This is a genomic window from Microbacterium sp. CGR1, assembly GCF_051062835.1.
Lineage (GTDB): Bacteria > Actinomycetota > Actinomycetes > Actinomycetales > Microbacteriaceae > Microbacterium.
The window spans coordinates 504605-527468 of the sequence record NZ_JAOTPG010000002.1 but is presented as its reverse complement, the minus strand read 5'-3'; the positions used below and the strand labels follow the sequence as shown (position 1 = coordinate 527468).

Annotated in this window: 18 protein-coding genes and 1 tRNA gene; 8 read left to right on the top strand and 11 right to left on the bottom strand. The window is 69.1% G+C overall.

The genetic code is table 11. The annotated features are described in order from the left end of the window. The first annotated feature begins 33 nt into the window (after positions 1-33). A tRNA-Ser gene (locus OD997_RS17420) sits at positions 34-118 on the top strand. Positions 119-171: 53 nt separating this feature from the next. Next, entirely contained in the window at positions 172-1419 is a 1248-nt protein-coding gene (locus OD997_RS17415) for an LCP family protein (protein WP_056309863.1), read from the top strand. Positions 1420-1479: 60 nt separating this feature from the next. Here the strand turns inward: OD997_RS17415 and OD997_RS17410 are convergent, their stop codons facing one another. Then, complete coding sequence (locus tag OD997_RS17410) at positions 1480-2088, bottom strand: TetR/AcrR family transcriptional regulator (RefSeq protein ID WP_434332815.1); 609 nt, start codon at positions 2086-2088, stop codon at positions 1480-1482. A 93-nt stretch (positions 2089-2181) separates the two neighbouring features. Between OD997_RS17410 and OD997_RS17405 the strand changes: the two genes are divergently transcribed. Further along, on the top strand, positions 2182-4470 hold the full coding sequence (locus tag OD997_RS17405) for a glycoside hydrolase family 3 C-terminal domain-containing protein (protein ID WP_434332814.1): 2289 nt from the start codon (positions 2182-2184) through the stop codon (positions 4468-4470). Positions 4471-4553: 83 nt separating this feature from the next. Here the strand turns inward: OD997_RS17405 and OD997_RS17400 are convergent, their stop codons facing one another. The 6 genes from OD997_RS17400 to OD997_RS17375 all read right to left on the bottom strand — a co-directional run bounded on the left by OD997_RS17400 (position 4554) and on the right by OD997_RS17375 (position 11363). Next, entirely contained in the window at positions 4554-5996 is a 1443-nt protein-coding gene (locus OD997_RS17400; protein WP_434332813.1) for an aldehyde dehydrogenase (NADP(+)), read from the bottom strand. After that, positions 5993-7129, bottom strand: a complete 1137-nt coding sequence (locus OD997_RS17395; protein WP_434332812.1) for a mandelate racemase/muconate lactonizing enzyme family protein — start codon at positions 7127-7129, stop codon at positions 5993-5995. The genes OD997_RS17400 and OD997_RS17395 overlap by 4 nt, the downstream gene beginning before the upstream one ends. Continuing rightward, entirely contained in the window at positions 7126-8025 is a 900-nt protein-coding gene (locus OD997_RS17390) for a 5-dehydro-4-deoxyglucarate dehydratase (RefSeq protein WP_434332811.1), read from the bottom strand. Before OD997_RS17390 ends, OD997_RS17395 begins: the two co-directional genes overlap by 4 nt. Positions 8026-8037: 12 nt before the next feature. Then, positions 8038-8949 carry an NAD-dependent epimerase/dehydratase family protein gene (locus OD997_RS17385; RefSeq protein WP_434332810.1) on the bottom strand — a complete coding sequence of 304 codons (912 nt, stop codon included), beginning with the start codon at positions 8947-8949 and terminating at the stop codon, positions 8038-8040. Continuing rightward, positions 8946-10274: a Gfo/Idh/MocA family protein gene (locus OD997_RS17380; protein ID WP_434332809.1), complete on the bottom strand. Its 1329-nt coding sequence runs from the start codon at positions 10272-10274 to the stop codon at positions 8946-8948. Before OD997_RS17380 ends, OD997_RS17385 begins: the two co-directional genes overlap by 4 nt. 84 nt (positions 10275-10358) lie before the next feature. After that, the gene (locus OD997_RS17375) at positions 10359-11363 is read right to left on the bottom strand and encodes a LacI family DNA-binding transcriptional regulator (protein ID WP_434332808.1); all 1005 of its coding nucleotides are present in this window, start codon (positions 11361-11363) and stop codon (positions 10359-10361) included. A 73-nt stretch (positions 11364-11436) separates the two neighbouring features. On the opposite strand from OD997_RS17375, the gene OD997_RS17370 reads away from it, so the two are divergent. After that, on the top strand, positions 11437-12480 hold the full coding sequence (locus tag OD997_RS17370) for a M24 family metallopeptidase (protein ID WP_434332807.1): 1044 nt from the start codon (positions 11437-11439) through the stop codon (positions 12478-12480). Between the two features lie 20 nt (positions 12481-12500). On the opposite strand, the gene OD997_RS17365 is transcribed toward OD997_RS17370, so the two are convergent. Then, a complete protein-coding gene (locus tag OD997_RS17365) occupies positions 12501-13508 on the bottom strand; it encodes a LacI family DNA-binding transcriptional regulator (RefSeq protein WP_434332806.1) in 1008 nt (335 codons plus the stop codon). A 150-nt stretch (positions 13509-13658) separates the two neighbouring features. Here OD997_RS17365 and OD997_RS17360 point away from each other — a divergent pair, with 150 nt between their 5' ends. The 4 genes from OD997_RS17360 to rhaS are packed head-to-tail and all read left to right on the top strand — an operon-like array spanning position 13659 to position 18361. Next, positions 13659-15188 (top strand): sugar ABC transporter ATP-binding protein, encoded by a 1530-nt coding sequence (locus OD997_RS17360; RefSeq protein WP_434332805.1) that lies wholly within the window; start codon positions 13659-13661, stop codon positions 15186-15188. Next, positions 15185-16216, top strand: coding sequence for an ABC transporter permease (locus OD997_RS17355; RefSeq protein WP_434332804.1), 1032 nt, complete (start codon positions 15185-15187; stop codon positions 16214-16216). Before OD997_RS17360 ends, OD997_RS17355 begins: the two co-directional genes overlap by 4 nt. Next, complete coding sequence (locus OD997_RS17350) at positions 16213-17265, top strand: ABC transporter permease (protein ID WP_434332803.1); 1053 nt, start codon at positions 16213-16215, stop codon at positions 17263-17265. Before OD997_RS17355 ends, OD997_RS17350 begins: the two co-directional genes overlap by 4 nt. Before the next feature lie 55 nt (positions 17266-17320). Further along, positions 17321-18361: a rhamnose ABC transporter substrate-binding protein gene (gene rhaS / locus OD997_RS17345; protein ID WP_434332802.1), complete on the top strand. Its 1041-nt coding sequence runs from the start codon at positions 17321-17323 to the stop codon at positions 18359-18361. Positions 18362-18575: 214 nt separating this feature from the next. Here rhaS and OD997_RS17340 read toward each other — a convergent pair whose 3' ends face one another. From OD997_RS17340 to OD997_RS17330, 3 genes are read right to left on the bottom strand one after another with little or no spacing between them, the layout of a single operon-like run. Beyond that, positions 18576-19973: a rhamnulokinase gene (locus OD997_RS17340; protein ID WP_434332801.1), complete on the bottom strand. Its 1398-nt coding sequence runs from the start codon at positions 19971-19973 to the stop codon at positions 18576-18578. Beyond that, a complete protein-coding gene (locus tag OD997_RS17335) occupies positions 19970-22006 on the bottom strand; it encodes a bifunctional aldolase/short-chain dehydrogenase (RefSeq protein WP_434332800.1) in 2037 nt (678 codons plus the stop codon). The genes OD997_RS17340 and OD997_RS17335 overlap by 4 nt, the downstream gene beginning before the upstream one ends. Then, a complete protein-coding gene (locus OD997_RS17330) occupies positions 22003-22857 on the bottom strand; it encodes an alpha/beta hydrolase (protein ID WP_434332799.1) in 855 nt (284 codons plus the stop codon). Before OD997_RS17330 ends, OD997_RS17335 begins: the two co-directional genes overlap by 4 nt. Positions 22858-22864 lie beyond the last annotated feature (7 nt).

Here is a 22864-nt window from a genome sequence, read left to right as displayed (position 1 = left end):
AGACTCACGGCTTGTCGGCAGATTCGTCTGTCGGGAGGGTTGTCCGAGCGGCCGATGGAGCTGGTCTTGAAAACCAGTGGGCAGAGATGTCTCGTGGGTTCGAATCCCACACCCTCCGCTTTACAGGGAACGGTGTATCCCCGCACCGCACGCTGAACCGAAAGGCCCCGAGTGAGTCCGAACACCCGACGCCGTCGTACCATCGCGCGACACGGTCAGCTGCGCACTCCCGGCCCCCTGAACCAGCTCTTGAAGTTCATCGCGATTGGCCTCGCCGTGGTGCTCGTCAGTGGTGCGAGCGTGGCGGCGTACGTTTTCTACGACCTCTCCAGCACGGTGACCGCGAATGCGGTCGAGCTCGAGACCAAGACCGAGCTCCCGCCGGACATCGGCGAGTACAAGGAGGGTTTCAACCTCCTGCTCACCGGCGTCGACACGTGTGAAGAGGCGTACGCGGCCTACTTCGGCGAACGCTGCAGCGGCTCGGACGCCGAGGGCACCCTGAACGACGTGAACCTTCTCGTGCACGTCTCGCAGGAGCCGCGCCGGATCACCGTCGTCAGCTTCCCCCGCGACCTGTTGCTGTCGATCCCGGAGTGCGAGGATGCCGAGGGCGACGTCCACTCCGCGATGAGCAAGCAGCCTCTGAACGTCGCGTACACCGACGGCGGACTCAACTGCGTCGCGAAGACCATCACCGAGCTCACCGGCCAGGAGATCCAGTTCGCGGCCTCTGTGACGTTCGGCGGCGTGATCGAGATCACCAACGCGATCGGCGGCGTCGACGTGTGCCTCGCGACCCCGATCAAGGACCGCTACACCGGACTCGACATGACTGCGGGAACGCACACCGTGCAGGGCCTCGAAGCTCTGCAGTTCCTGCGCACCCGCCACGGTGTCGGAGACGGCAGCGACCTCGGTCGCATCGGCAACCAGCAGCAGTACATGTCGAGCCTCGTGCGAAAGCTGATCAGCAGTGAGACCCTCGGCAACGTGCCGATGATGTTGAAGCTGGCGAACACCGGGCTCAGCAACGTCGAGGCCAGCACGTCACTCGCCGATCCGATGAAGATCGTGCAGATCGCGCTGGCTGTGAAGTCGGTGCCGTTCGAGGACATCGTCTTCCTGCAGTACCCGACGGGAACCGACTCGGCCAACCCGAACAAGGTCGTCGCGAACAAGACTGCCGCCCAGGCCATGTGGGACGCGATCAACGCGAACGCGCAGCTGCAGGTGACGCACGAGAACACCGCGAACGACGGCGTCGTCGTGACCGATCCTGTTCCTGCGGCTCCCACGGACGCGGAGGCGGCGACGCCGGATCCTGCGGCGACACCCGACAACGTGGTGGCTCTGCCCGACTCGATCAAGGGCAACTCGGCCGCACAGCAGACCTGCTCGAACGGAAACGTCCGCTGATCCGCCGGATCGATCGCTGAGAGCCGCCCCTCCCGCACCGGGAGAGGGCGGTTCTCGCGTTCAGGCCTCGGGTCTCGTCGCCTCCGGGGCCGCGCCGGCGTGCGGCGGGTAGAGCACGTCCATCAGCGACTCGATGATCGCGGGCATGTCCACGGACCGGTCGATCATCCACTGCAGCTGGAGTCCGTCGGAGACCGCCTGGATCACTCTGGCCATGGTGTCGGGGTCGAGCGTGGCTCGTCGCGCCTCGTCGCGCTCGAACGCGACGGCGATGCCCTCCCGTAGTCGCTCGCTACGATCCAGGAAGTAGCGGTGAGCGGGATGCTCGGGGTCGACGGCATCGACCGACAGGCGCGAGAACAGTTCGACCACACCGGGAACCTCGGTGTTGCGTCGGATCACGTCGACGAAGGCGGCCTTCGCGTCGGCCGGATCCGGTGGCTGCGGGGCCAGCAGGTCGTGCTCGTCGCGGGTGCGGAGCACCTCGGTGAAGAGTTCCTCTTTGCTCCCGAAGTAGTGCAGGAGTGCTGCCGGGGTGACCCCGACGACCTCCGCGATCTGCTTCAGCGAGGCGTTCTGGTAGCCCTTTCGTCCGATCACATCGAGCGCGCTCTCGAGGATCTCTCCGCGTCGTGCGACGCCCTTCGCGTATGAACCTCGTCGTGCCATCCTTCGAGGGTAATCCTGAACAACGTTTGAAATCCAATACCTACTCGCATATAGTTTTCGCAAGACACCGCTGTCGCCTGCGAAAGGAAGACCATGACCGAACCCTCGGCATCCGACCTCACCCTGGAAGAGAAGGCTTCGCTCACGAGCGGAGCGGACTTCTGGACGACCAAGGCCATCGATCGCGTCGGCCTTCCGTCGATCATGATGACGGACGGCCCGCACGGCCTCCGCAAGCAGTCGGGAGGCACTGATCACCTCGGCCTCGCCAGCAGTGTGCCTGCCACGTGCTTCCCTCCCGCCGTCGGCATCGGATCGTCGTTCGACCCCGAGATCATCGAGCGCGTGGGAGCCGCGATCGGCGTCGAAGCCGCGATCGAGGACGTCGCGATCGTGCTCGGCCCCGGCATCAACATCAAGCGCTCGCCACTGTGCGGACGCAACTTCGAGTACTTCTCCGAGGACCCGATCGTGTCGGGCGTGCTCGGGGCGGCCTCCGTGCGCGGCGTGCAGTCGCAGGGGGTCGGCACCTCGCTCAAGCACTTCGCGGCGAACAACCAGGAGTTCGACCGCATGCGCGCGAGCTCCGACGTCGACCCGCGCCCTCTGCACGAGATCTACCTGCGCGGCTTCGAGCGCGTCGTCAAGGACGCACAGCCGTGGACGGTCATGTGCTCGTACAACCGCATCAACGGTGTCTACGCCTCGGAGGACCCGTGGCTGCTCACCCGAGTCCTGCGCGACGACTGGGGCTTCGACGGTCTCGTCGTGTCGGACTGGGGAGCGGTGAACGACAGGGTCGCCGGGGTCGCCGCCGGGCTCGATCTCGAGATGCCGTCGTCGGGCGGACGCACGGATGCTCAGCTCGTCGCAGCCGTGCGCGCAGGCGACCTCGCCGAGAGCGTGCTCGACACGGCGGCAGCCCGAGCCATCGACCTGGTGCGCAAAGCCGGTGAGCGTCCGGCCGCATCAGGTCCACTGGACGTCGATGCGCACCATGCGCTCGCGAGGGAGGCCGCCGGTCGCTCGATCGTGCTGCTGAAGAACGACGGCGATGTGCTTCCGCTCGCCGCGGGACAGAAGATCGCTGTCATCGGAGCCTTCGCCACCGAACCGCGCTTCCAGGGCGCGGGCTCGTCGCTGATCAACCCGACCCGAGTCGACAAGGCGCTCGACGAGCTGCGCGCCATCGGCGGCGAGGACGTCTCGTACGCGGCCGGCTACTCGGTCGCGGGCGGTGCCGTCGCGGCATCCGGTCGCTCCGACGACGACCTTCGCGCCGAGGCGGTGGCCGCTGCATCCGCAGCCGACGTGGCCGTCGTCTTCCTCGGTCTCCCCGCCGCAGAGGAGTCGGAGGGCTTCGACCGCGAGCACATCGACCTCCCCGCCGACCAGCTCGCGGTGCTCGACGCTGTGATCGAGGCCAACCCCGCAACCGTGGTCGTGCTCTCGAACGGTGGGGTCGTGGCGCTGCCGTTCGCAGGCCGCGTTCCCGCGATCGTCGAGACCTGGCTGCTCGGTCAGGCAGGCGGAGGCGCCGTCGCCGACGTGCTGTACGGCGCGGTGAACCCGTCGGGCAAGCTCACCGAGACCGTTCCGGTGCGCCTCGAGGACAACCCCTCGTTCGGCAACTTCCCGGGCGAGTTCGGCCATGTCCGCTACGGCGAGGGTGTGCTGGTCGGCTACCGCTGGTACGACGCGAAGGGCCTCGACGTCACGTTCCCGTTCGGACACGGACTGTCGTACACGACGTTCTCGTACGGCGAGGCGTCGGCGTCGGTCACGGGCGACGGTGACATCGCCGTGACCGTCGAGGTCACCAACACCGGTGCGCGCGACGGCCGGGAAGTCGTGCAGGTGTATGTCGCTCCTGTCGCATCCGCGGTGCAGCGTGCGCCGCGCGAACTGAAGGCGTTCTCGTCCGTGGCGCTGGCCACGGGGGAGACCCGCACGGTCCAGCTCGTCGTCCGCCGGGAGGACCTGGCGTACTGGGACGTCCGTGTCGACCGCTTCGTCGTCGAGAGCGGCGAGTACAGGGTCGAGGTCGCGGCGTCGAGCCGTGACATCCGCTCGTCGTCGACCGTCTCGGTCGAAGGCGACGTCGTCTCCCTGCCCCTCACCATGAACTCGTCGATCGGCGACGTGGTCGCGCACCCCGTCGCAGGCCCGATCGCGATGGCTGCGCTCGGCGGGCTGATGGACGGGCTCACCGGAGCAGACTCGTCTGCGGCGTCGATGATGCCGAACGACGAGGCGATGGAGAAGATGATGGCGTCGTTCCCGATCGGTCGCCTGATCGGATTCCCCGGTGTCGACGTGACCTACGAGCAGATCGAGCAGCTGCTCGCCGGCGCGAACGCGGGAGTCCTGGCGCAGAGCTGAGCGCACGTCCCGGATGCCGGAACGCCCTCTCCGTCGTGTGACGGAGAGGGTGCTTCGTGTCGGGTGTGATCCGTGTGCCGAGATCAGGTCGGCAGCACGAGCGCGCCGTTCCGGCGATGCGGCAGCCGCAGGAGCTCGTCGTCGCGGAGTACCTCGGGGAGCAGAGCCTCCGGTGCATCCTGGAACGCGAGCGGCCGCAGGAACCGGCGGATCGCAGAGGCGCCGACCGAGGTGTGCAGCGACGTCGTCGCCGGCCACGGGCCGCCGTGCTGCTGCGACCAGGTCACCGCGACGCCGGTCGGCCAGCCGGAGAACAGCACGCGTCCCGCTCGCTCCTGCAGCAGGTCGAGGGTCGTGGCGGAGTCTTCGCCCGGTTCGGCGTGCAGGGTCGCGGTGAGGCTCCCCGGCACGGTGGCGAGCGCCGCATGCAGGTCGGTCTCGGAGTCATAGCGGACGATGAGGGTGACCGGCCCGAAGCATTCCTCGAGCAGCGTCTCGGGTCGTGCGGCGACCGCACGCGCATCGGTGAGCAGGGCGACCGGGCGCACGCCGTCGACTTCGGCGCCCTCGGCGATGATCGACACCGAGGGGTCGCTCTCGAGGTGCGCGAGGCCGGCGGGGAATGCCTCGGTGATGCGATCGGTGAGCAGGGGGCCGCCCGAGGTCGCGGGCACCGCGGAGGCGACCGCGTCCTCGAAACCGGAACCTGCCGGGACGAAGACCACGCCCGGCTTGGTGCAGAACTGGCCGACACCGAGCGTGAACGATCCGACGAGACCCTGAGCCAGTGAGCCTCCCCGTGCGGCGACCGCGGCCTCGGTGATCACGACCGGGTTGATGCTGCCGAGTTCTCCGTAGAACGGAATCGGGTCGGGGCGTCCGGAGGCGAGGTCGAAGAGCGCGCGTCCGCCCGACACCGAGCCCGTGAAGCCGGCGGCCCGGACGAGCGGATGCTGCACGAGCGCGTTGCCCGCCTCGCGCCCCTCCACGAGCGCGAGCGAACCGGCGGGGGCTCCTGCGGCCTCCAGTGCTGCGGACACGAGTTCGGCGGTGCGCGCCGACAGGTGAGGGTGTCCGGAGTGCGCCTTCACGACGACCGGGTTCCCGGCGGCGAGGGCCGAGGCCGTGTCACCGCCGGCGACCGAGAACGCGAAGGGGAAGTTGGACGCCGAGAAGACGGCGACCGGGCCGAGAGCAGTGAGCAGGCGGCGCAGCTCCGGTCGTGGCGGGGTGGCGCCGGCATCCGCATCATCGACCGTGAGTTCGAGGTACGAGCCCTCCTCGATGACCGTCGCGAACAGCCGCAGCTGGCCACTCGTGCGGGCGACCTCGCCGGTCAGCCGTGTCGCGCCCAGCCGAGTCTCCTCGTCGGCGATCGCGACGAGCTCGGTGACGTTCGCATCCAGCACATCGGCCGCGGCACGCAGCCAGCTCGAGCGGTCCGAGGCCGTCGAGCGACGCCAGATCGGGGCAGCGGCGGCTGCGGTGCGGACGATCGCGTCAAGATCTTCGGGAGACGTGGTCACGAGGGGTCCTTTCCTGCGCGGAACGCGGGGTCGTCGGTGCGCGCTGCGGCGTCGGTGAGCAGAGGGGAGAAGCGGATGCCGAGGCCAGCGTGCGCGTTCTCGGTGAGCCAGCCGCCGGCGATCGTGACGGGCGACGGGTCGACCAGGGCGCCCAGCGCGCCGAACCCGGCGTCCTCGACGTCCTCGACGAGCACCTCGGACGCTGTGTCGGCAAGCGCGAGAGCGAGTTGCCCGGAGAGCTCCGGCAGCAGGTGCGGGTGCAGGGCGGCGCCGTGCGACGCCGCCAGCTCGGCGATGCGGAGGAACGGGGTGATGCCGCCGACCCGCACGATGTTGGGTTGCACGATCTGTGCCGCTCCCGCGCGCAGGAAATCGCCGAAGCGGTGCACGGTGTGCAGGTTCTCGCCGAGCGCGATCGGCACATCGATGCGCCGTGCGAGTTCCGTATGGCCGTCGAGGTCGTCGGCACGCAGCGGCTCCTCGATCCAGGCGAGATCGAACCGCGACAGCGCTTCGACCGACGTGGTCGCGCGCGCGAGGTCCCACCGCTGGTTCGCGTCGATCATCAGCGATCGGTCGGCGCCCAGCAGGTCGCGTACGGCGCCGACGCGATCGAGGTCTTCGGCGAGATCGGGCTTGCCGACCTTGATCTTCACGGCGTCGAACCCCGAATCGATCCACCGCTGCACCTGGGCGAGCAGCTCCTCGAGCGGATAGTGCAGGTTGACCCCCGAGCCATACGCGCGCACGCGCTCGCGGCGGCGGCCGAGCGCCCCGGACACCGAGACGCCGGCAGACCGCGCCTCGGCATCCCAGAGCGCGAGGTCGAGTCCGGCGAGCGCGATCGTCGTGATGCCGCCGCCTCCGGCTTCGTGCAGGTGCTCCCACAGGCCCTGCCAGGTCTCGCCCGGAGCTGCCGAGCGGCCGACGGCGGCGGGTGCGATGTCGTGTTCGAGCAGAGCCCTCACCGCGGGCGCCCCGATCTGCGGGCTCCACGAGAAGCCCCAGCCCTCGACGCCGTCGGAGCGGAGGACATGCGTCGCGATGACGCCGACCGAGGTGACGTCGGCAGCCCATGGGCGCGTCAGCGGCACCCGCTGCAGACGCGTCGTCAGACTCCGGATCGTGGTCACAGCAGTGCGCGTCCTGCGGTGAGGATCTCGGCGAGGCGTGCCTCTTGAGCGGGCGTGGGGTCGACAAGTGGTGCGCGTACCGACCCGACCGCGAGTCCTGAGAGCCGCAGCCCCGCCTTGATCAGCGAGACGCCGAATCCGGGGGTCTCATCGCGCAGCGCGACGAGAGGTCGATAGAAGCCGTCGAGCAGTGCGAGGCGCCGCCCCTCGTCACCGTCGGCGTACGCGCGGTAGTAGGCGTTGGCGATGTCGGGCGCCATGGCGAAGGCGGCCGAGGAGTACAGGGGGACTCCGATGCCGCGGTAGGCGCCCTGCGTGAGCTCGGCCGTGAGCAGCCCGTTGAAGAAGGCGAAGTCCGACCGGCCCTCCTCGGCGACGGCGCGGACGATCAGCTGTGTCGCGCCGATGTCACCGGTGCCGTCTTTGAAGCCCACGACCTTCGGGTTCGCAACGAGTCGGCGCACCGTCTCGACCGAGTACTGCGCGCTCCCACGGTGGTAGATGATCACGGGCAGGCTCGCTGCCTCGACGATCTGCTCGACATACGCGGCGAGACCCGCCTGGGTGCCGCCGACGAGATACGGCGGCAGCACGAGGAGTCCGTCGGCACCGGCATCCACCGCTGCCTTCGCGACCTCGATCGCGTGGCCGAGCGGCCCTCCGGCGCCGGCGATCACCGGCACACGTCCGGCGGCGGCGGTGACAGCCGTGCGGGTGACGGCGGCGGCCTCGCTCGCCGACAGAGCATGGAACTCGCCCGTGCCGCACGCGGGGAACACGCCGCCCGCTCCGGACTCGACCCCGGTCGCGACATGGGCGGCAAGCAGCTCGTGGTCGATCGTGCCGTCAGCGGTGAACGGGGTCACCGGGAAGAAGAGGATTCCATCGAAGTCCATGTGTCGCGCCTTTCAGGAGACGGATGCGGTGGCGGAGGCGAGCTCGGTCCGCCAGGTGCGAGACGGCCGCCAGCCGAGCAGACGTGCGGCCTTGGCGGACGAGAAGGCGGGGGCGCTGCCGGTCAGGGCGGCGGCGGCTCGCGCGGTGCCGGGGTGGAACTGGGGGAGCAGCTCGCTCAGGGGGCAGCGGGCGAGCGCGTCATCGGCGCCGACGAAGAAGACCTCGCCGTTGGGGATGTCATCGAGGGCCGCGAGCAGGGTGTCGGCGAAACCGGCGACATCCCGGGCGTCGACGTAGTTGAACAGGGCGGGAGCGGACAGCGCCGGGTCGTCGAGCCGCTCCAGCACCGTGTGTCCCTGCTGCGTCGGAGCGCCCGCCCATTCTTCCGGAGCGATCACGTAGCAGGGGCGGAAGGTCGCGAAGCGCACGTCGTCGCCGGTCTGACGCCGCAGCATGTCGACGGTCTGCTCGATCAGCAGCTTCGACAGGGCGTAGGCGTTCCACGGCTCCGCGGGCGAGGTCTCATCGAGCGGCAGACGCTCGGGTGTCCATCCGCGCGGGGCGCCGTAGCCGATCACGGTCGGGCTGGAGGCGGCGACCACCCGGTGGATGCCGGCGCGCACCGCTCCGCCGAGGACGGACTGTGCGAGCGCGGCGTTGGTGCGCAGGATGACGTCCTCCGGCGCGCTGAAGGGCACGGCGATCGCCGCCAGGTGGATGAGCGCGTCGGCCTTCGTGCCGGCGAGTGTGGAGGCCGTCGCATCTGCATCGGTCAGGTCGAGCGAGAACTGCGTGATCCCCGGGTGATCGAGGCTCTCCGTCGGCTGGCGATCAAGCGAGACGATCTCGTGCCCGGCATCTGCGAGGCCCGTCACCAGCGTGCGTCCGAGCCGGCCGGATCCGCCGGTGACGACGATTCTCATCGGCGCGCGAGCAGGGCGATCCCCAGCTCGTCGACCTTCACCGGCAGGCCCGTCTCGAGTGAACGGTTGCCGGCGATGCCGACGGCGATCGAGCGGATGCCGTCGGTCCAGTCGGCCGGACGTGCGAGCGGGTCGTCGCCCGGGCCCTCGAAGACATCCGAGAGCAGCAGCTCGTCGCCGCCGCCGTGGCCGCCGTCCCCGCCGTCGATCGGCACCTCGTAGGCCTCTTCCCAGTGGCGCTGCACGACGAGCCGCTCGCTCTCGGGGCGGAGCGAGGAGGTGCCGTCGCTGCCCGAGAGGCTGGGGTCGATGTGCGGGTGCAGGCCCTCGCCCGCGAGGACCGCACCCCGCTCGACGACCTCGAGTTCGACCCGGCCGAGGGTGCCGTTGACCGCGACGCGGTAGCCCTCCCACGGCGCGTGCGCGTTCAACGAGTACGACATCGTCGCGCCCGAGGCGTAGTCGACCACGAGCGCGAGGTTGTCCTCGATCGTGATCCCCTCGCTGAAGACATCGAGGTCTCGCTTGTATCCGTCGTGCTCCTCGGCGTCGAGATAGAGCGCGGTGAGGCGCTCGTCTGTGCGGAGGTCGAGCTCGAACAGGTCGCCGCCGTCGTGGGTGCCGCGGGCGGGGCGCTCGCCCAGACCACGGGCGGCCGCGTTGTCTGCCCCGTAGAACCGCAGTCCGCCCGAGGCGAAGACACGGGTCGGCTGCGAGCGGATCCACCAGTTGACCAGGTCGAAGTGGTGACTCGACTTGTGCACGAGCAGACCGCCCGAGTTCTTCTTCTCGCGATGCCAGCGGCGGAAGTAGTCGGCGCCGTGGTTCGTGTCGAGCATCCACGAGAAGTCCACCGAGGTGACCTGGCCGATCGTGCCGTCCTGGATCACCTGACGCAGCGCGCTGTTGCGTGGCGAGTAGCGGTAGTTGAACGTGAGCACGACCTGGCGACCGGTGCGCTCCACCGCGTCTTCGATGCGGGCCGCGCTCGCCGCGTCGATCGTGAGCGGCTTCTCGACGACGACGTCGGCGCCTGCCTCGAGCGAGCGGACGATCAGTTCGGCGTGCAGGTCGTCGCGGGAGCAGATGATGACCCGCTCGACCCGTTCGTCGCGGATGACCTGCTCCAGCTCGTCGGGCGTCGCGAGCCGGGGAGCGGGCGCCCCGGCCTCGGCGATGCGGTCCGCGTACAGCGCCGCCCGTACGGAATTGGGCTCGATGATCGCCACGAGCTCGGCGCGATCGCGATGCGTGCCGAGGATCCCCTCGATGTACATCTGGGCGCGGGCTCCGGCTCCGGCGAGGGCGTAGCGGGTCTTCGTCATCGTGATCCTTCTGTGATCTCGAACTCAGGAAACGTTTTCTCGACGATAGCACAGGGCAACTACCGAGACGTCGGCGACCGTCGCTCAGGCCTCGCGTGGGGCCGCGGTGCTTCCGCGCACGACGAGGCTCGGTGTCAGCGTGAGCGTCGGGGTGGGGTTGCCGCCGGTGAGCTGAGCGTGCATCGCAGCCCAGGCGGCGGCGCCGATCTCGACCGCGGGCACCGCAGCCGTCGTGAGGGGCGGCGAGGTGTAGGCGGCGAACGGGATGTCGTCGAATCCGGTGATCGACACCTGTCCTGGCACCTCGACGCGGCGCACGGTCAGCGCTGAGAGGAGACCCATCGCCACGAGGTCGTTATAGGCGATCACGGCGGTCGCACCGCTCGCGAGCACCTGATCGGCGATCGCGGTTCCGCTGTCGAAGTCGACGCCGGCGGAGATCTCCTCCACCTCCAGTCCCGGTGTTCTCGAGACCGCTGCGGCGATCGCATCCTGACGGGCCCGATGGGTCACGCTGCGAGTCGCGCCGGCGAGATAGACCAGGCGACGGTGACCGAGCGACGTCAGATGGTCGACGAGCTCGCGCATGCCGGAACCGTAGTCCGCGCCGACGACGGGAGCGCCGGTCTGCGGGCCGCGGTTGATGACCACGGCGGGGGAGAGCGCGGGCAGCAGCTGGGCGAGCTCGTGCTCGGGCATTCGGGGAGCGCAGAGGATCACCCCGTCGGTGCGCAATCGGGTGGCCCTGGCGAGTGCGTGCTCCTCGCCGAGGTCTTCACGCGAGTCGGCGACCAGCACGTGATATCCGTCGGCGGTTGCTGCCCGGCTGAGGCCCCGCAGGATCGCCTGGAATGTCGGGTTCTCGAGGTCGGGGATCACGACGGCGACCGTCTGCGTGCGACCGAGGACCAGGCTGCGGGCCACGGGGTTGGCGGTGTAGCCGAGCTCGGCAGCGGCCGCCTGAACGCGCTCCGCGAGGGCCGGATCGACGGTCGGGTTGCCGTTCATCGCGCGCGACACGGTCGACAGCGAGACGCCGGCGAGCTTCGCGACGTCGGTGATGCCTGGGCGTGACGATTCGCGTGCCATCAGCATCCCTTCGTTCCGCGTTCGGACGCGGCTGTCGTCATACTACGAGAAAACGTTCTACAGGGAGAGTCGCATGGTCGGAGCATCCGAGGACCGCATCGAGAAGCAGGATCGTGTCGCCCGCGTGCGGCGGGAGTCCGGAGGAGCGCCACTCGTCCTCACCTCGCATGAGGCGGTCTCGTGGTACCTCGAGGGCGTCCGCACTCATGTGTCGCTCGCAGGGCCGCCGGTGCTCGCCGTGCGTGCGGAGGAAGGTGGGGACGTGCTCTTCGTCGCCGACAACGAGGCCGACCGGATGATCGCCGAGGAGCTGCTGCCCCAGGATGCCGAGCGCATCGTGCGTGTGCCCTGGTGGATCCCGCCGGCAGTGGCCGGTGCTGAGAATGCCGGGGTCCCGGAATCGCAGGTGGCGCCTCAGCTGCGTGCGGCGAGGGCCCGGATGCTACCTGCGGAGCGTGCGAGATATCGGTCGCTGGGGCATGAGACGGCCGAGACTCTGACCGAGGTGCTCAGCCGGGTCGGGCCTGACCAGACCGAGCGAGCCGTCGCGGCGGTCGCCGCTGCGGAGCTCATCGCCCGGGGGATCGACCCGCTCGTCGTGCTGGTGGCCGGAGCCGAGCGCCGCGGTTTCCGGCATCCGCTTCCGACCGCCGGAGTGCTCGGCGATCGAGCGATGATCGTCGTCTGCGGTCGCCGCGACGGCCTCATCGCCAACGCCACCCGGTGGGTCGGCGCGCCCGTCGACGAGGAGCCGATCCTGGGGGTCGAGCGTGCGTTCCTCGACGCCTCGGCTCCTGGTGCTCGTCTCGACGATGCCTTCAGTGCCGGCACCGCGGCCTACGCGCGTTTCGGGTTCGACGCAGACGAGTGGCAGCGGCATCACCAGGGCGGGCCGACCGGATATGCCGGACGCGACCCCCGTGCCACGGTATCCACGACCGATCTACTCGTCGAGGATCAGGCGTTCGCCTGGAATCCGACCGCAGCCGGCCTCAAGGTCGAGGACACCATGCTGCGCACGGGCGCGGGGTGGGAGGTGCTGACGGTCGACGAGCGCTGGCCGTCGGTCGAGTACGAGGGGCTGCGGCGACCGGTCGCACGGGCGTACGGGGCCTGACCGGTGGGTGTGATGCCGTCTCAGCCGCCGGTCGAACGCCGCACGATCAGCTCGGGAGGGAACACGGTCTGGCGGGGGATGCTCTCGGGGTCGGCCGCCTCTTCGAGCACGATGCGCAGCGCGGTGCGGCCGATCATGCGGCTGGGCTGGCGGATCGATGACAGCGGCACGGCGGCTGCGGCGGCGAACGGATTGTCGTCGAAGCCGATCAGCGCGATCTCGTCGGGCACGAGTACGCGTCCGCCCGACACGAGCGACTGCAGCAGCCCGAGGGCGAGCAGGTCATTGGCGGCGAAGAGGGCATCGGGCCACTCGCGCCGCGGTCGTGTGAGCAGTCTGGCACCGGCGGCGACGCCCTCTTCGACGGTCATCGCCGAGGTCGGCACGACTTCGAGCTCGACGTGCACCGCGGCGTTCTCGGCTGCGGCTCGGGCGCCGGCGAGGCGATCGGTGACCTGACGCATGTCGAAGGGGCCGCCGACGAAGGCGATGCGCCGTCGACCTCCCTCGATCAGATGCTCGACCGCGAGCCGCCCGCCCGCGACGCTGTCGACCGACACCGACGAGAAACCGCTGTCGGCGCTGAACCGGTCGACCAGCACGGTCGCGATACCGCTCGCGCGGAACTTGCGAAGCTGCGTCATGACATCGCCGTACGGGGCGATGAGCAGACCTCGCACCTGCTGCTCGCGGAACAGGTCGAGATAGACCTTCTCGCGGGAGGGATCGTCGTCGGTGTTGCCGTAGAGGATCGCGATGCCGTGGCTGGATGCTTCATCCTCTGCACCGCGCACGACGTCGTTGTAGAACGGGTTCTGTCCGTCGAGCACCACGAATCCGACGGTCGTGCTGACGCCGGCGCGGAGCTTGCGAGCTGCGTCGTTGCGCACATAGCCGAGTTCTTCGATCGCCTGGGTGACCCGTTCGACCGAGTCGCTGGAGACCTCGTCCGGGCGGTTCAGGACGTTCGAGACCGTGCCTACCGAGACGCCCGCACGGAGCGCGACATCACGGATGCTGATCGGCATTCGGCTGTCCTCTCGTCGTCGGGCGGATCACGCTTCGGCATCAGGGGTTGACCTGAGACCGGCATCACATACACTAGCCTGAAACGAGCTTGAATCGATTCAGGTAAAGTTCATTCCGATCATCATCCCCCTCAACGGAGAGGAAAGCCAGTGGTAGACGCAGCCTCCGCCCGCAGCGCTCCCCCCACCGCGCTCGAGCTGCATCGGGTCGTGAAGTCCTTCGGCCCCGTCGTCGCACTCCGCTCCGGCAGCCTGACGCTCCGCCCCGGTTCCATCCATGCCCTCATCGGCGAGAACGGTGCGGGAAAGTCGACCCTCGTGAAGATCATGGCCGGTCTCTACCGCCGCGACTCGGGAGACTTCCGTCTGCACGGCGAAGAGGTCGACTTCACCAGCACGGCGCAGTCGAAGGCCGCGGGCATCGCGGTCATCTACCAGGAGCCGACCCTGTTCCCCGACCTCTCGGTGACCGAGAACATCTTCATGGGTCGCCAGCCCACCGGCTTCCTCGGACGTATCGACCGCAAGGCTATGCGCACCGAGGTCGACCAGATCTTCCGTCGCCTGGGCGTGACGCTCGACCCCGATCGCATCACCGAGGGACTGTCGATCGCCGACCAGCAGATCATCGAGATCGCGAAGGCGATCTCGCTCGATGCGAGCGTGCTGATCATGGACGAGCCGACGGCCGCGCTCAGCGGTGTCGAGGTCGACCGTCTGTTCGCGGTCGCCCGGAGCCTGCGCGACGAGGGCCGTGCGATCCTGTTCATCTCGCACCGCTTCGACGAGGTGTTCGACCTGTGCGACACGGTCACCGTCATGCGCGACGGCGCCTACATCGACACGACGGCCATCGCCGAGACGACGGTCGATGAGCTCGTCCGTCAGATGGTCGGGCGGGATGTCACAGAGCTGTTCCCCAAGCAGGAGGCCGCGATCGGCGAGCCGCTGCTCGAGGTCACAGCGCTCACCCGCCCCGGAGTCTTCCACGACATCTCGTTCACCGTTCGAGCGGGCGAGATCGTCGCGCTGGCCGGCCTCGTCGGAGCAGGCCGCTCCGAGGTCGCCAGGGCGATCTTCGGCGTCGACCCGTACGAGGAGGGCGAGGTGCGGATGCTCGGCGCAGCCGTCGCGCGCCGCAGCCCCACCGCTGCGATGCGCAGCGGACTCGCGCTCGTGCCGGAGGACCGCCGCAAGCAGGGTCTCGTGATCGATGCGGGCGTCGGCGGCAACATCACGCTCGCGATCCGTCGGCGCCTGTCGAAGTGGGGTCTGATCACCAGCGGCATCGAGAACCGCGCGGCCAAGGAGTGGGCCTCCCGCCTCGAGGTCAAGACGCATGCGCTCGACACCGTGGCATCCACCCTCTCAGGAGGAAACCAGCAGAAGGTCGTGCTGGCCAAGTGGCTGGCCACCGATCCGCGCGTCCTGATCATCGACGAGCCGACCCGAGGCATCGATGTCGGCACGAAGTCCGAGGTGCACCGGCTGCTCTCGCAGCTCGCGGGCGAAGGCCTGGGGATCCTCATGATCTCGTCCGAGCTGCCCGAGGTCCTCGGCATGGCCGACCGCGTGCTCGTGATGCGCGAAGGCCGCATCACCGCCGAGATCTCCCGCGACGACGCCACCAGCGAGAACGTCATGTTCGCCGCCACTCACTCATCGGAGCTGCACTCATGAGTCTCACCACCGCGCCGGCGGCCGCCGCTCCCGCGATTTCGAAGAAGCCGGGCGGCATCGGTCGCGCACGCGAGTTCGGCATCCTCGCCGCTCTCGTGCTCGTCGTGATCGCCGCCACCGTGAAGAACCCGAACTTCCTGTTCAGCTCCGACGGCTGGCGCGACCTGCTCCTGACGCCGTCGATCCTCATGCTCGTGGCGGTCGGCCAGGCGATCGTGATCATCACACGCAACGTCGACCTCTCGGTCGGCTCGGTCATGGGTCTCACCGCATATCTCACCGGACGCCTGTTCGTCGACGTGCCCGGCATCCCGATCGTCGTCGTCGTGATCGCAGCCGTGCTGCTCGGAGCGTTCCTGGGTCTCGTGAACGGCGCCCTGGTCGCGTTCGCGAAGGTGCCGGCGATGGTGATCACGCTCGGCACGCTGTATGCCTATCGCGGCATCAACGTGCTGTGGACCGGCAGCGACCGTATCAACGCGTCCGACATGCCCAAGGGCTTCCTCGCACTGGGCACGCAGCAGATCCTGTTCATCCCCGTGCTGTCGATCATCGCCGTGATCGTGCTCGCGATGGCTGCCTGGTACCTCCGCAACACCCGCGGCGGCCGCGAGTACTACGCGATCGGATCCGACCCCTCGGCCGCAGAGCTCTACGGTCTCAAGGTCACACGCCGCGTGCTCTCGGCGTTCATCCTCTCGGGCGCACTCGCGGGTCTCGCCGGCGTCTTCTACGCCGCTCGATACGGATCGATCAGCTCGCAGGCCGGCAGCGGCTGGGAGCTGGATGCGGTCGGTGCCGCCGTCATCGGCGGCATCGCGATCACCGGGGGCGTCGGAACGGTCTGGGGCGCGGCCATCGGCGCGATGCTCCTGATGACCATCAACCGTGCGCTGCCGATCCTCGGCATCCCGGACTTCTGGCAGCGCGCGGTCGTCGGCGTGCTCATCATCGGGGCCATCGTGCTCGACCGGGTGCTCGCGGTCAGACAGAGACGCCAGCTCATCGAGGCGAGGGACGAATCATGACCACGACAACGACGACCACGTCGACGCGCGTCATCCGCGACTACGACCGGCCGCTCTGGCGACGCATCTTCATCAACCGCGAGTTCGCGATCATCGCGCTGCTCGTGCTCGTGACGATCGTCGCGGCCGTCTCGATCCGCGGGTTCGCCCAGCCGATCACGGCGAACTACCTGCTGCTCGACGTCGCTCCGATCCTGCTGATCGCCCTGCCGATGACGCTCGTCATGATCACCGGAGAGATCGACCTCTCGGTCGGATCGATGGTCGGTCTCGCCAGCGTCGTGACGGGCGTGCTCACCGAGTCGGGTGCTCCGTTCGAGGTCGCCGCCCTCGCAGCCCTGCTGGTCGGTGTCGTGGGAGGAGCGTTCAACGGCTTCCTCGTCACGATCGTCGGACTGCCCTCGCTCGCGGTCACGATCGGTACGCTCGCCCTCTTCCGCGGTCTCGCGGTCGGACTTCTCGGAACCACCGCGGTGACCGACTTCCCCGAGACCTGGACGGCTCTCGCGAAGGCGAAGATCGCCGGGACGACGATCCCGTACATCGTGATCCCGTTCCTGATTTTGCTGGTGCTGTTCGTCGTGCTGCTGCACTTCACGCCGTTCGGTCGCGGCGTCTTCGCGATCGGGCTCTCGAAGGACGCGGCGCGGTTCTCGGGCGTCAACGTCGAGCGCACCAAGTTCATCCTGTTCGTGCTCTCGGGTGTGGTCGCAGCCTTCGCAGGGATCTTCTACACGCTGCGATTCGGCAGCGCCCGAGGCGACAACGCCACCGGCCTCGAGCTGCAGGTCATCGCCGCAGTCGTGCTCGGCGGGGTCTCGGTCTTCGGCGGACGGGGACACCTGCACGGCGTCGTCGCCGCCGTGCTCCTGATCGGCGTGCTGGGCAGCAGCCTGCGCCTCGCCGGCGTCACCTCCGATGTCATCAACATCATCACCGGCGGTCTGCTGATCTTCTCGGTCGTCGCAGCCAGCGTCCTCGCCTGGGCGCAGCGCGTCCGTGCGAAGGCCGGTCCGCCACTCCGCGTCGCAGCCTCTCCCGCACCATGAGGCAGCCTCTCATCGCCGGTATCCGCCAGCGGTGATCATCACGAAAGGAAGAACAATGACGTTTGCACGTAAGAAGATCGCGGGGTTCGCGGCGGTCGCCGTGGCCGCAGCGCTCGTGCTGACCGGCTGCGCCGACACCAGCGGTGGCTCCGGCGGATCGGGCTCGGAGGGCGGAGGATCCGACAACCTCGCGATCACGTTCCTGCCCAAGAACCTCGGCAACCCGTACTTCGACACCTCGAGCGAAGGTGGCAAGACCGCCGTCGATGAGTTCGGAGGCACGTTCGCCGAGGTCGGACCCGCTGAGGCCACCCCCGACGCCCAGGTCAGCTACATCAACACCGCGACGCAGCAGGCCGTCGGCGCGCTGGTCGTCTCGGCCAACGACCCGAAGGCGATCTGCGACGCCCTGAACGAGGCGCGCGACGCCGGCGTCAAGGTCGTCACCTTCGACTCCGACACCAACCCCGAGTGCCGCGACCTGTTCATCAACCAGGCCGACTCCGAGGGCATCGCCAAGGTGCAGGTCGACCTGATCGCCGACCAGATCGGTGGAGCGGGCGAGGTCGCGATCCTGTCGGCATCTGCCAACGCGACCAACCAGAACGCCTGGATCGACCTGATGAAGGAGTACGTCGCCACCGAGTACCCCGACATCACGATCGTCGAGACCGTCTACGGTGACGACGACGACCAGACGTCGTTCGACAAGACCGCAGCTCTGCTGCAGAGCCACCCGAACCTGAAGGGCATCATCTCGCCCACCACGGTCGGCATCGCGGCTGCCGCGCGCTACGTCTCGACCTCGGACTACAAGGGCAAGGTCGCGATCACGGGTCTCGGCACGCCGAACCAGATGCGCGAGTACGTCGAGGACGGCACCGTCACCGCGTTCGCGCTGTGGAACCCGTCCGACCTCGGCTACCTGGCGGCGTTCGCTGCCAAGGCGCTGATCGAGGGCGACATCACCGGCGAAGAGGGCGACACCTTCGACGCGGGCGAGCTCGGCGAGTACACGGTCGGCGCTGACGGCGTCGTGCTGCTCGGCGACCCGTTCGAGTTCAACGCGGACAACATCGGCGACTTCGACTTCTGAGTCGATCGCCTCAGGAGGGGCGTCGGGGCTTCGGCTCCGGCGCCCCTTTCGTGTGGCCCGGGTGCCCCTCCTGGCCTGGTGCAGATGCGCTCCCAGCCCGGTACAGATGGCTGCCGAGAACACAGATGGATGCCGAGAAAGGGTGTTCTCGGCATCCATCTGTGATCTGTGCAGCCAAGTGTGCCGCCGCAGGGAGGTGGCGGGTCGAAGCGGGTCAGCGCGGGTCGAAGCGCTCCGGTTCGTGCGTGGCGGCGACCAAGGAGCGCAGCTCCTCGAGAGAGGCCGGGGCGGCGCCGAGGGCGCGCGCCTGCACGAGCACATTGCCGAGGGCCGTGGCTTCGACAGGGCCGGCCAGCACCGGTAGACCGGTGCGATCGGCCGTCGCCTGGCACAGGAGGCGGTTCAACGACCCGCCGCCGACGAGGTGGATGCTGTCGAGCTCGCGCCCCGACAGATCGGATGCCGTCTGCACCGCGTCCGCGAAGGCCGCGGCGATCGACTCGACGATCGACCGGGCGAGGGCGGGTCGCGTCGAGGGCGTCTCTGAACCGAGAAGCGCCGCGATGCGTGAGGGCATGTCTCCCGGTGCACTGAGCGAGGAGTCGTTCGCGTCGAACAGTGGCACGTCACCCGTCACGGCAGAGGCCGCAGCCAGCAGCTCGGGCAGGGCGATCGGCGATCCGTCCTGCGCCTCCCACGCGCGCACGGTCTCGCTCAGCAGCCAGAGTCCCGTCACATTGTGCAGGAAGCGGTAACGGCGGTCGACGCCGAGCTCGTGCGTGAAGTTCGCCTCGCGTGCAGCATCCGTCAGCACGGGCTCGGCCAGCTCGACGCCGACCAGACCCCACGTGCCGCACGAGATGTAGGCCGAGTGCGGCGTCGACAGGGGAGCGGCGACGACGGCGGATGCGGTGTCGTGCGAGCCGACCGCGATCACGGGCAGCTGCTTGCCGATGCGCTCAGCGAGCTCGGGTCGCAGGGTGCCGATCGTCTCGCCAGGGTCGACGAGCGTCGGCAGGATGCTCGACGGGATGCCGAGGCGTTCGGCGAGCTCTGCGTCCCACTCGCCCGTCTCGACGCCCAAGAGGCCCGTCGTCGAGGCGTTGGTCCGCTCGGCCACAGCTGTTCCGGTGAGCAGGAACGCGATGAGGTCGGGGATCAGCAGCGCGGTGTCGGCATCGGCGAGGCCGGCGTCGACGCGGTACTGGTACAGCGTGTTGAACGGCAGGAACTGCAGTCCGTTCCGCTGGTACAGCTCGGCGAAGGGCGCCTCGGCGTGCACCTCGGCGACGCCCCGCGCGGTGCGCTCGTCGCGATAGTGGAACGGCTCGGCGAGAAGCGCGCCGTCCTTCAGCAGGCCGTAGTCGACGGCCCACGAGTCGATCCCGATGCTCTCGATGCCCGGCTCTCGGCGCACAGCCTCGGCGAGCCCTGAGACGACATGCTCGTAGAGCGCGCCGAAGTCCCAGTGCAGGCCGTCCTCGCGCTCGACGGGCCCGTTCGGGAACCGCGAGACGAGTTCGAGATCGAGCCGGCCGTCGCCGATCCGACCGATCATGACGCGACCGCTGGTCGCCCCGAGGTCGACGGCGGCGACGGACCGCACCGTCATCGCAGGAACGCCGCGGCGACGCCGGAGTCGACCGGGATGTGCAGGCCCGTGGTGCGGCTGAGCTCGGGGCCCGTCAGCACGTAGACGGCATCCGCCACGTTCTCGGGAACGACCTCGCGCTTGAGGATCGTGCGGTTGGCGTAGAACTGGCCGAGGTCCTCTTCGGCGACGCCGTAGGTCGCGGCGCGGTTCGCACCCCAGCCCGAGGCGAAGATGCCCGAACCGCGCACGACGCCGTCGGGGTTGATGCCGTTGACGCGGATGCCGAACTCGCCGAGCTCGACGGCCAGCAGCCGCACCTGGTGCGCCTGGTCGGCCTTCGTCGCCGAGTAGGCGATGTTGTTCGGACCGGCGAAGACCGAGTTCTTCGAAGAGATGTAGATGATGTCACCGCCGAGCTTCTGGTCGATGAGAACGCGCGCTGCGGCCTTCGACACGAGGAACGAGCCCTTGGCCATGACGTCGTGCTGCAGGTCCCAGTCCTTCTCGGTGGTCTCGAGCAGCGGCTTCGACAGCGAGAGGCCCGCGTTGTTGACGACGAGATCGACACCACCGAAAGCGAGCACGGCGTCGTTCAGCGCGGCCTGGATCGCATCCGCATCGGCGACGTTCGCCGCGACGCCGATCGCGACGTCGGTGTTCCCGAGCTCGGCCGCTGCGGCCTGGGCCTTCTCGAGGTCGAGGTCGGCGATGACGACGCAGGCGCCCTCTGCCGCGAGGCGGGTGGCGATGGCCTTGCCGATGCCGCTGGCGGCACCGGTGACGAACGCGATACGACCCTGGTGCGACTTGGGCTTCGGCATGCGCTGCAACTTCGCTTCTTCCAGCGCCCAGTACTCGATGTTGAACTTCTCAGCGTCGGAGATGGGGGAGTAGGTCGACAGCGCTTCGGCGCCGCGCATCACGTTGATCGCGTTGACGTAGAACTCGCCGGCGACGCGGGCGGTCTGCTTGTTCGCACCGTACGAGAACATCCCGATGCCGGGCACGAGCACGATGAGCGGGTCGGCGCCGCGGATCGCAGGCGACTCGCTGGTGGCGTGGGCGTCGTAGTACGCCTGGTAGTCGGCGCGGTACTCGGTGTGCAGCTCGTGCAGCCGGGCGATCTGCTCGTCGGCGGAGGCCGTGACGGGCAGGTCGAGGATCAGCGGCTTGACCTTGGTGCGCAGGAAGTGGTCGGGGCAGCTGGTGCCGAGAGCCGCGAGTTCGGGCGCGCGGTCGGAGGCCAGGAAGTCGAGGACGACGTCGGAGTCGGTGAAGTGACCGACCATCGGCTTGTCGGTCGAGGCGATGCCGCGGATGGTGCCGGCGAGGGCGGCAGCGCGCTCGCGGCGCTCACCCTCGGGCAGTGCCTCGAAGCCCGAGCGGACTCCGCCGAACGGGTCGGCCTTGCCGTTCGCCTCGATGTAGGCAGCGGCGGTGTCGATGATCCACAGCGAGTGGGCCTCGGCCTCCTCCGACGTGTCGCCCCAGGCGGTGATGCCGTGGCCGCCGAGGATCGTGCCGATCGCCTGCGGGTTCTGTGCCTTGATCGCGGCGATGTCGAGTCCGAGCTGGAAGCCGGGACGGCGCCAGGGCACCCACACGACCTTGTCGCCGAAGATCTTCGCGGTCAGCGCTTCGCCGTCCGCCGCGGTCGCGATCGCGATGCCCGAGTCGGGGTGCAGGTGGTCGACGTGTGCGGCGTCGACGAGGCCGTGCATCGCCGTGTCGATCGACGGAGCTGCACCGCCCTTGCCGTGCAGGCAGTAGTCGAATGCGGCGACCATCTCGTCTTCGCGGTCGAGGCCAGGGTAGACGTCGACGAGTGCGCGCATGCGGTCCAGACGCAGCACCGCGAGGCCCTGCTCGGTGAGCGTCCCCAGGTCGCCGCCCGAGCCCTTCACCCACATCAGCTCGACCGGCTGCCCCGTGACGGGGTCGGTCTCGGTGCCCTTCGCCGACGTGTTGCCACCGGCGTAGTTGGTGTTCTTGGGATCGGCGCCCAGGCGGTTCGACCGCTCGATGAGGGCGGCGGCGGTGGGGTTGGTCATGGCTGTTCCTTGTTCTCGGGAGAAGTGGCGAGGATGCGTGCGGCGAAGCGATCGACGGATGCTGTCGCCGCCGCGTGTTCCGGTCGGTTGAGGTGGCCGTGGCGGGTGCCCGGCTCGGTCGAGATGTCGAGGTCGACACCGGCGGATCGCAGTGAGGCGCCGAAGGCCTCACCCGAGACGCGCAGCTCGTCGACCTCGTCGTTGATCATGATCGTGGCGGGGAACCGTGAGAGCTCATCGACAGATGCGGTGCCCGGCGCGGCGTAGAGGTCGGCGTCGTCGACAGGCCCGCCCAGGTAGTTCTCGTACATGACTCGCACGGGTTCGGGCCCGAACGTGTCGGCCTCAGGATCTGCGTCGAGCGCCGCGCGCAGGGCCGCATCCGGTGTGTCCTGCACAGCGTGCAGCGTCGGATACGCGAGCACCGCGAGAGCGGGGACGGGACCGGAACCGTGGCTCAGGCGCAGGGCTGCGCCGGTCGCGAGGTTGCCACCCGCGCTTGCTCCGCCGATCGACCACGGGCCCTCTGCGAGACCGGAGTCGACGGCCCAGCGGAAGGCGTGCTCGACCTCGTCGGAGGCGACCGGATAGTGGACGCCGTGGCGTTCGGGTGCATCCGCGGCAGCGGCCCAGACGCGGGGGAACGGCGCGAGGGCGTAGTCGACCGAGACCACGACGATGCCGCGCTCGGCGAAGCTCCGCGCGACCCAGTCGGCCTCGGGCATCTCGAGCTCACCCGCGGCGAATCCGCCGCCGTGCACCCAGACGAGTCCGGGTCCCGCAGGGTTCTCCGGCGTGTACACGCGGACGCGCAGCGGGCCGTGCGGTCCGTCGAGCACCTGGTCGCTCACAGCATCC

Coding starts and splice junctions, on each gene's coding strand:
- OD997_RS17410 (WP_434332815.1), bottom strand. CDS start 2,088: ATGGCACGACGAGGTTCATACGCGAAGGGCGTCGCACGACGCGGAGAG.
- OD997_RS17405 (WP_434332814.1), top strand. CDS start 2,182: ATGACCGAACCCTCGGCATCCGACCTCACCCTGGAAGAGAAGGCTTCG.
- OD997_RS17390 (WP_434332811.1), bottom strand. CDS start 8,025: ATGGACTTCGATGGAATCCTCTTCTTCCCGGTGACCCCGTTCACCGCT.
- OD997_RS17385 (WP_434332810.1), bottom strand. CDS start 8,949: ATGAGAATCGTCGTCACCGGCGGATCCGGCCGGCTCGGACGCACGCTG.
- OD997_RS17380 (WP_434332809.1), bottom strand. CDS start 10,274: ATGACGAAGACCCGCTACGCCCTCGCCGGAGCCGGAGCCCGCGCCCAG.
- OD997_RS17375 (WP_434332808.1), bottom strand. CDS start 11,363: ATGGCACGCGAATCGTCACGCCCAGGCATCACCGACGTCGCGAAGCTC.
- OD997_RS17370 (WP_434332807.1), top strand. CDS start 11,437: ATGGTCGGAGCATCCGAGGACCGCATCGAGAAGCAGGATCGTGTCGCC.
- OD997_RS17365 (WP_434332806.1), bottom strand. CDS start 13,508: ATGCCGATCAGCATCCGTGATGTCGCGCTCCGTGCGGGCGTCTCGGTA.
- OD997_RS17355 (WP_434332804.1), top strand. CDS start 15,185: ATGAGTCTCACCACCGCGCCGGCGGCCGCCGCTCCCGCGATTTCGAAG.
- OD997_RS17350 (WP_434332803.1), top strand. CDS start 16,213: ATGACCACGACAACGACGACCACGTCGACGCGCGTCATCCGCGACTAC.
- rhaS (WP_434332802.1), top strand. CDS start 17,321: ATGACGTTTGCACGTAAGAAGATCGCGGGGTTCGCGGCGGTCGCCGTG.
- OD997_RS17340 (WP_434332801.1), bottom strand. CDS start 19,973: ATGACGGTGCGGTCCGTCGCCGCCGTCGACCTCGGGGCGACCAGCGGT.
- OD997_RS17335 (WP_434332800.1), bottom strand. CDS start 22,006: ATGACCAACCCCACCGCCGCCGCCCTCATCGAGCGGTCGAACCGCCTG.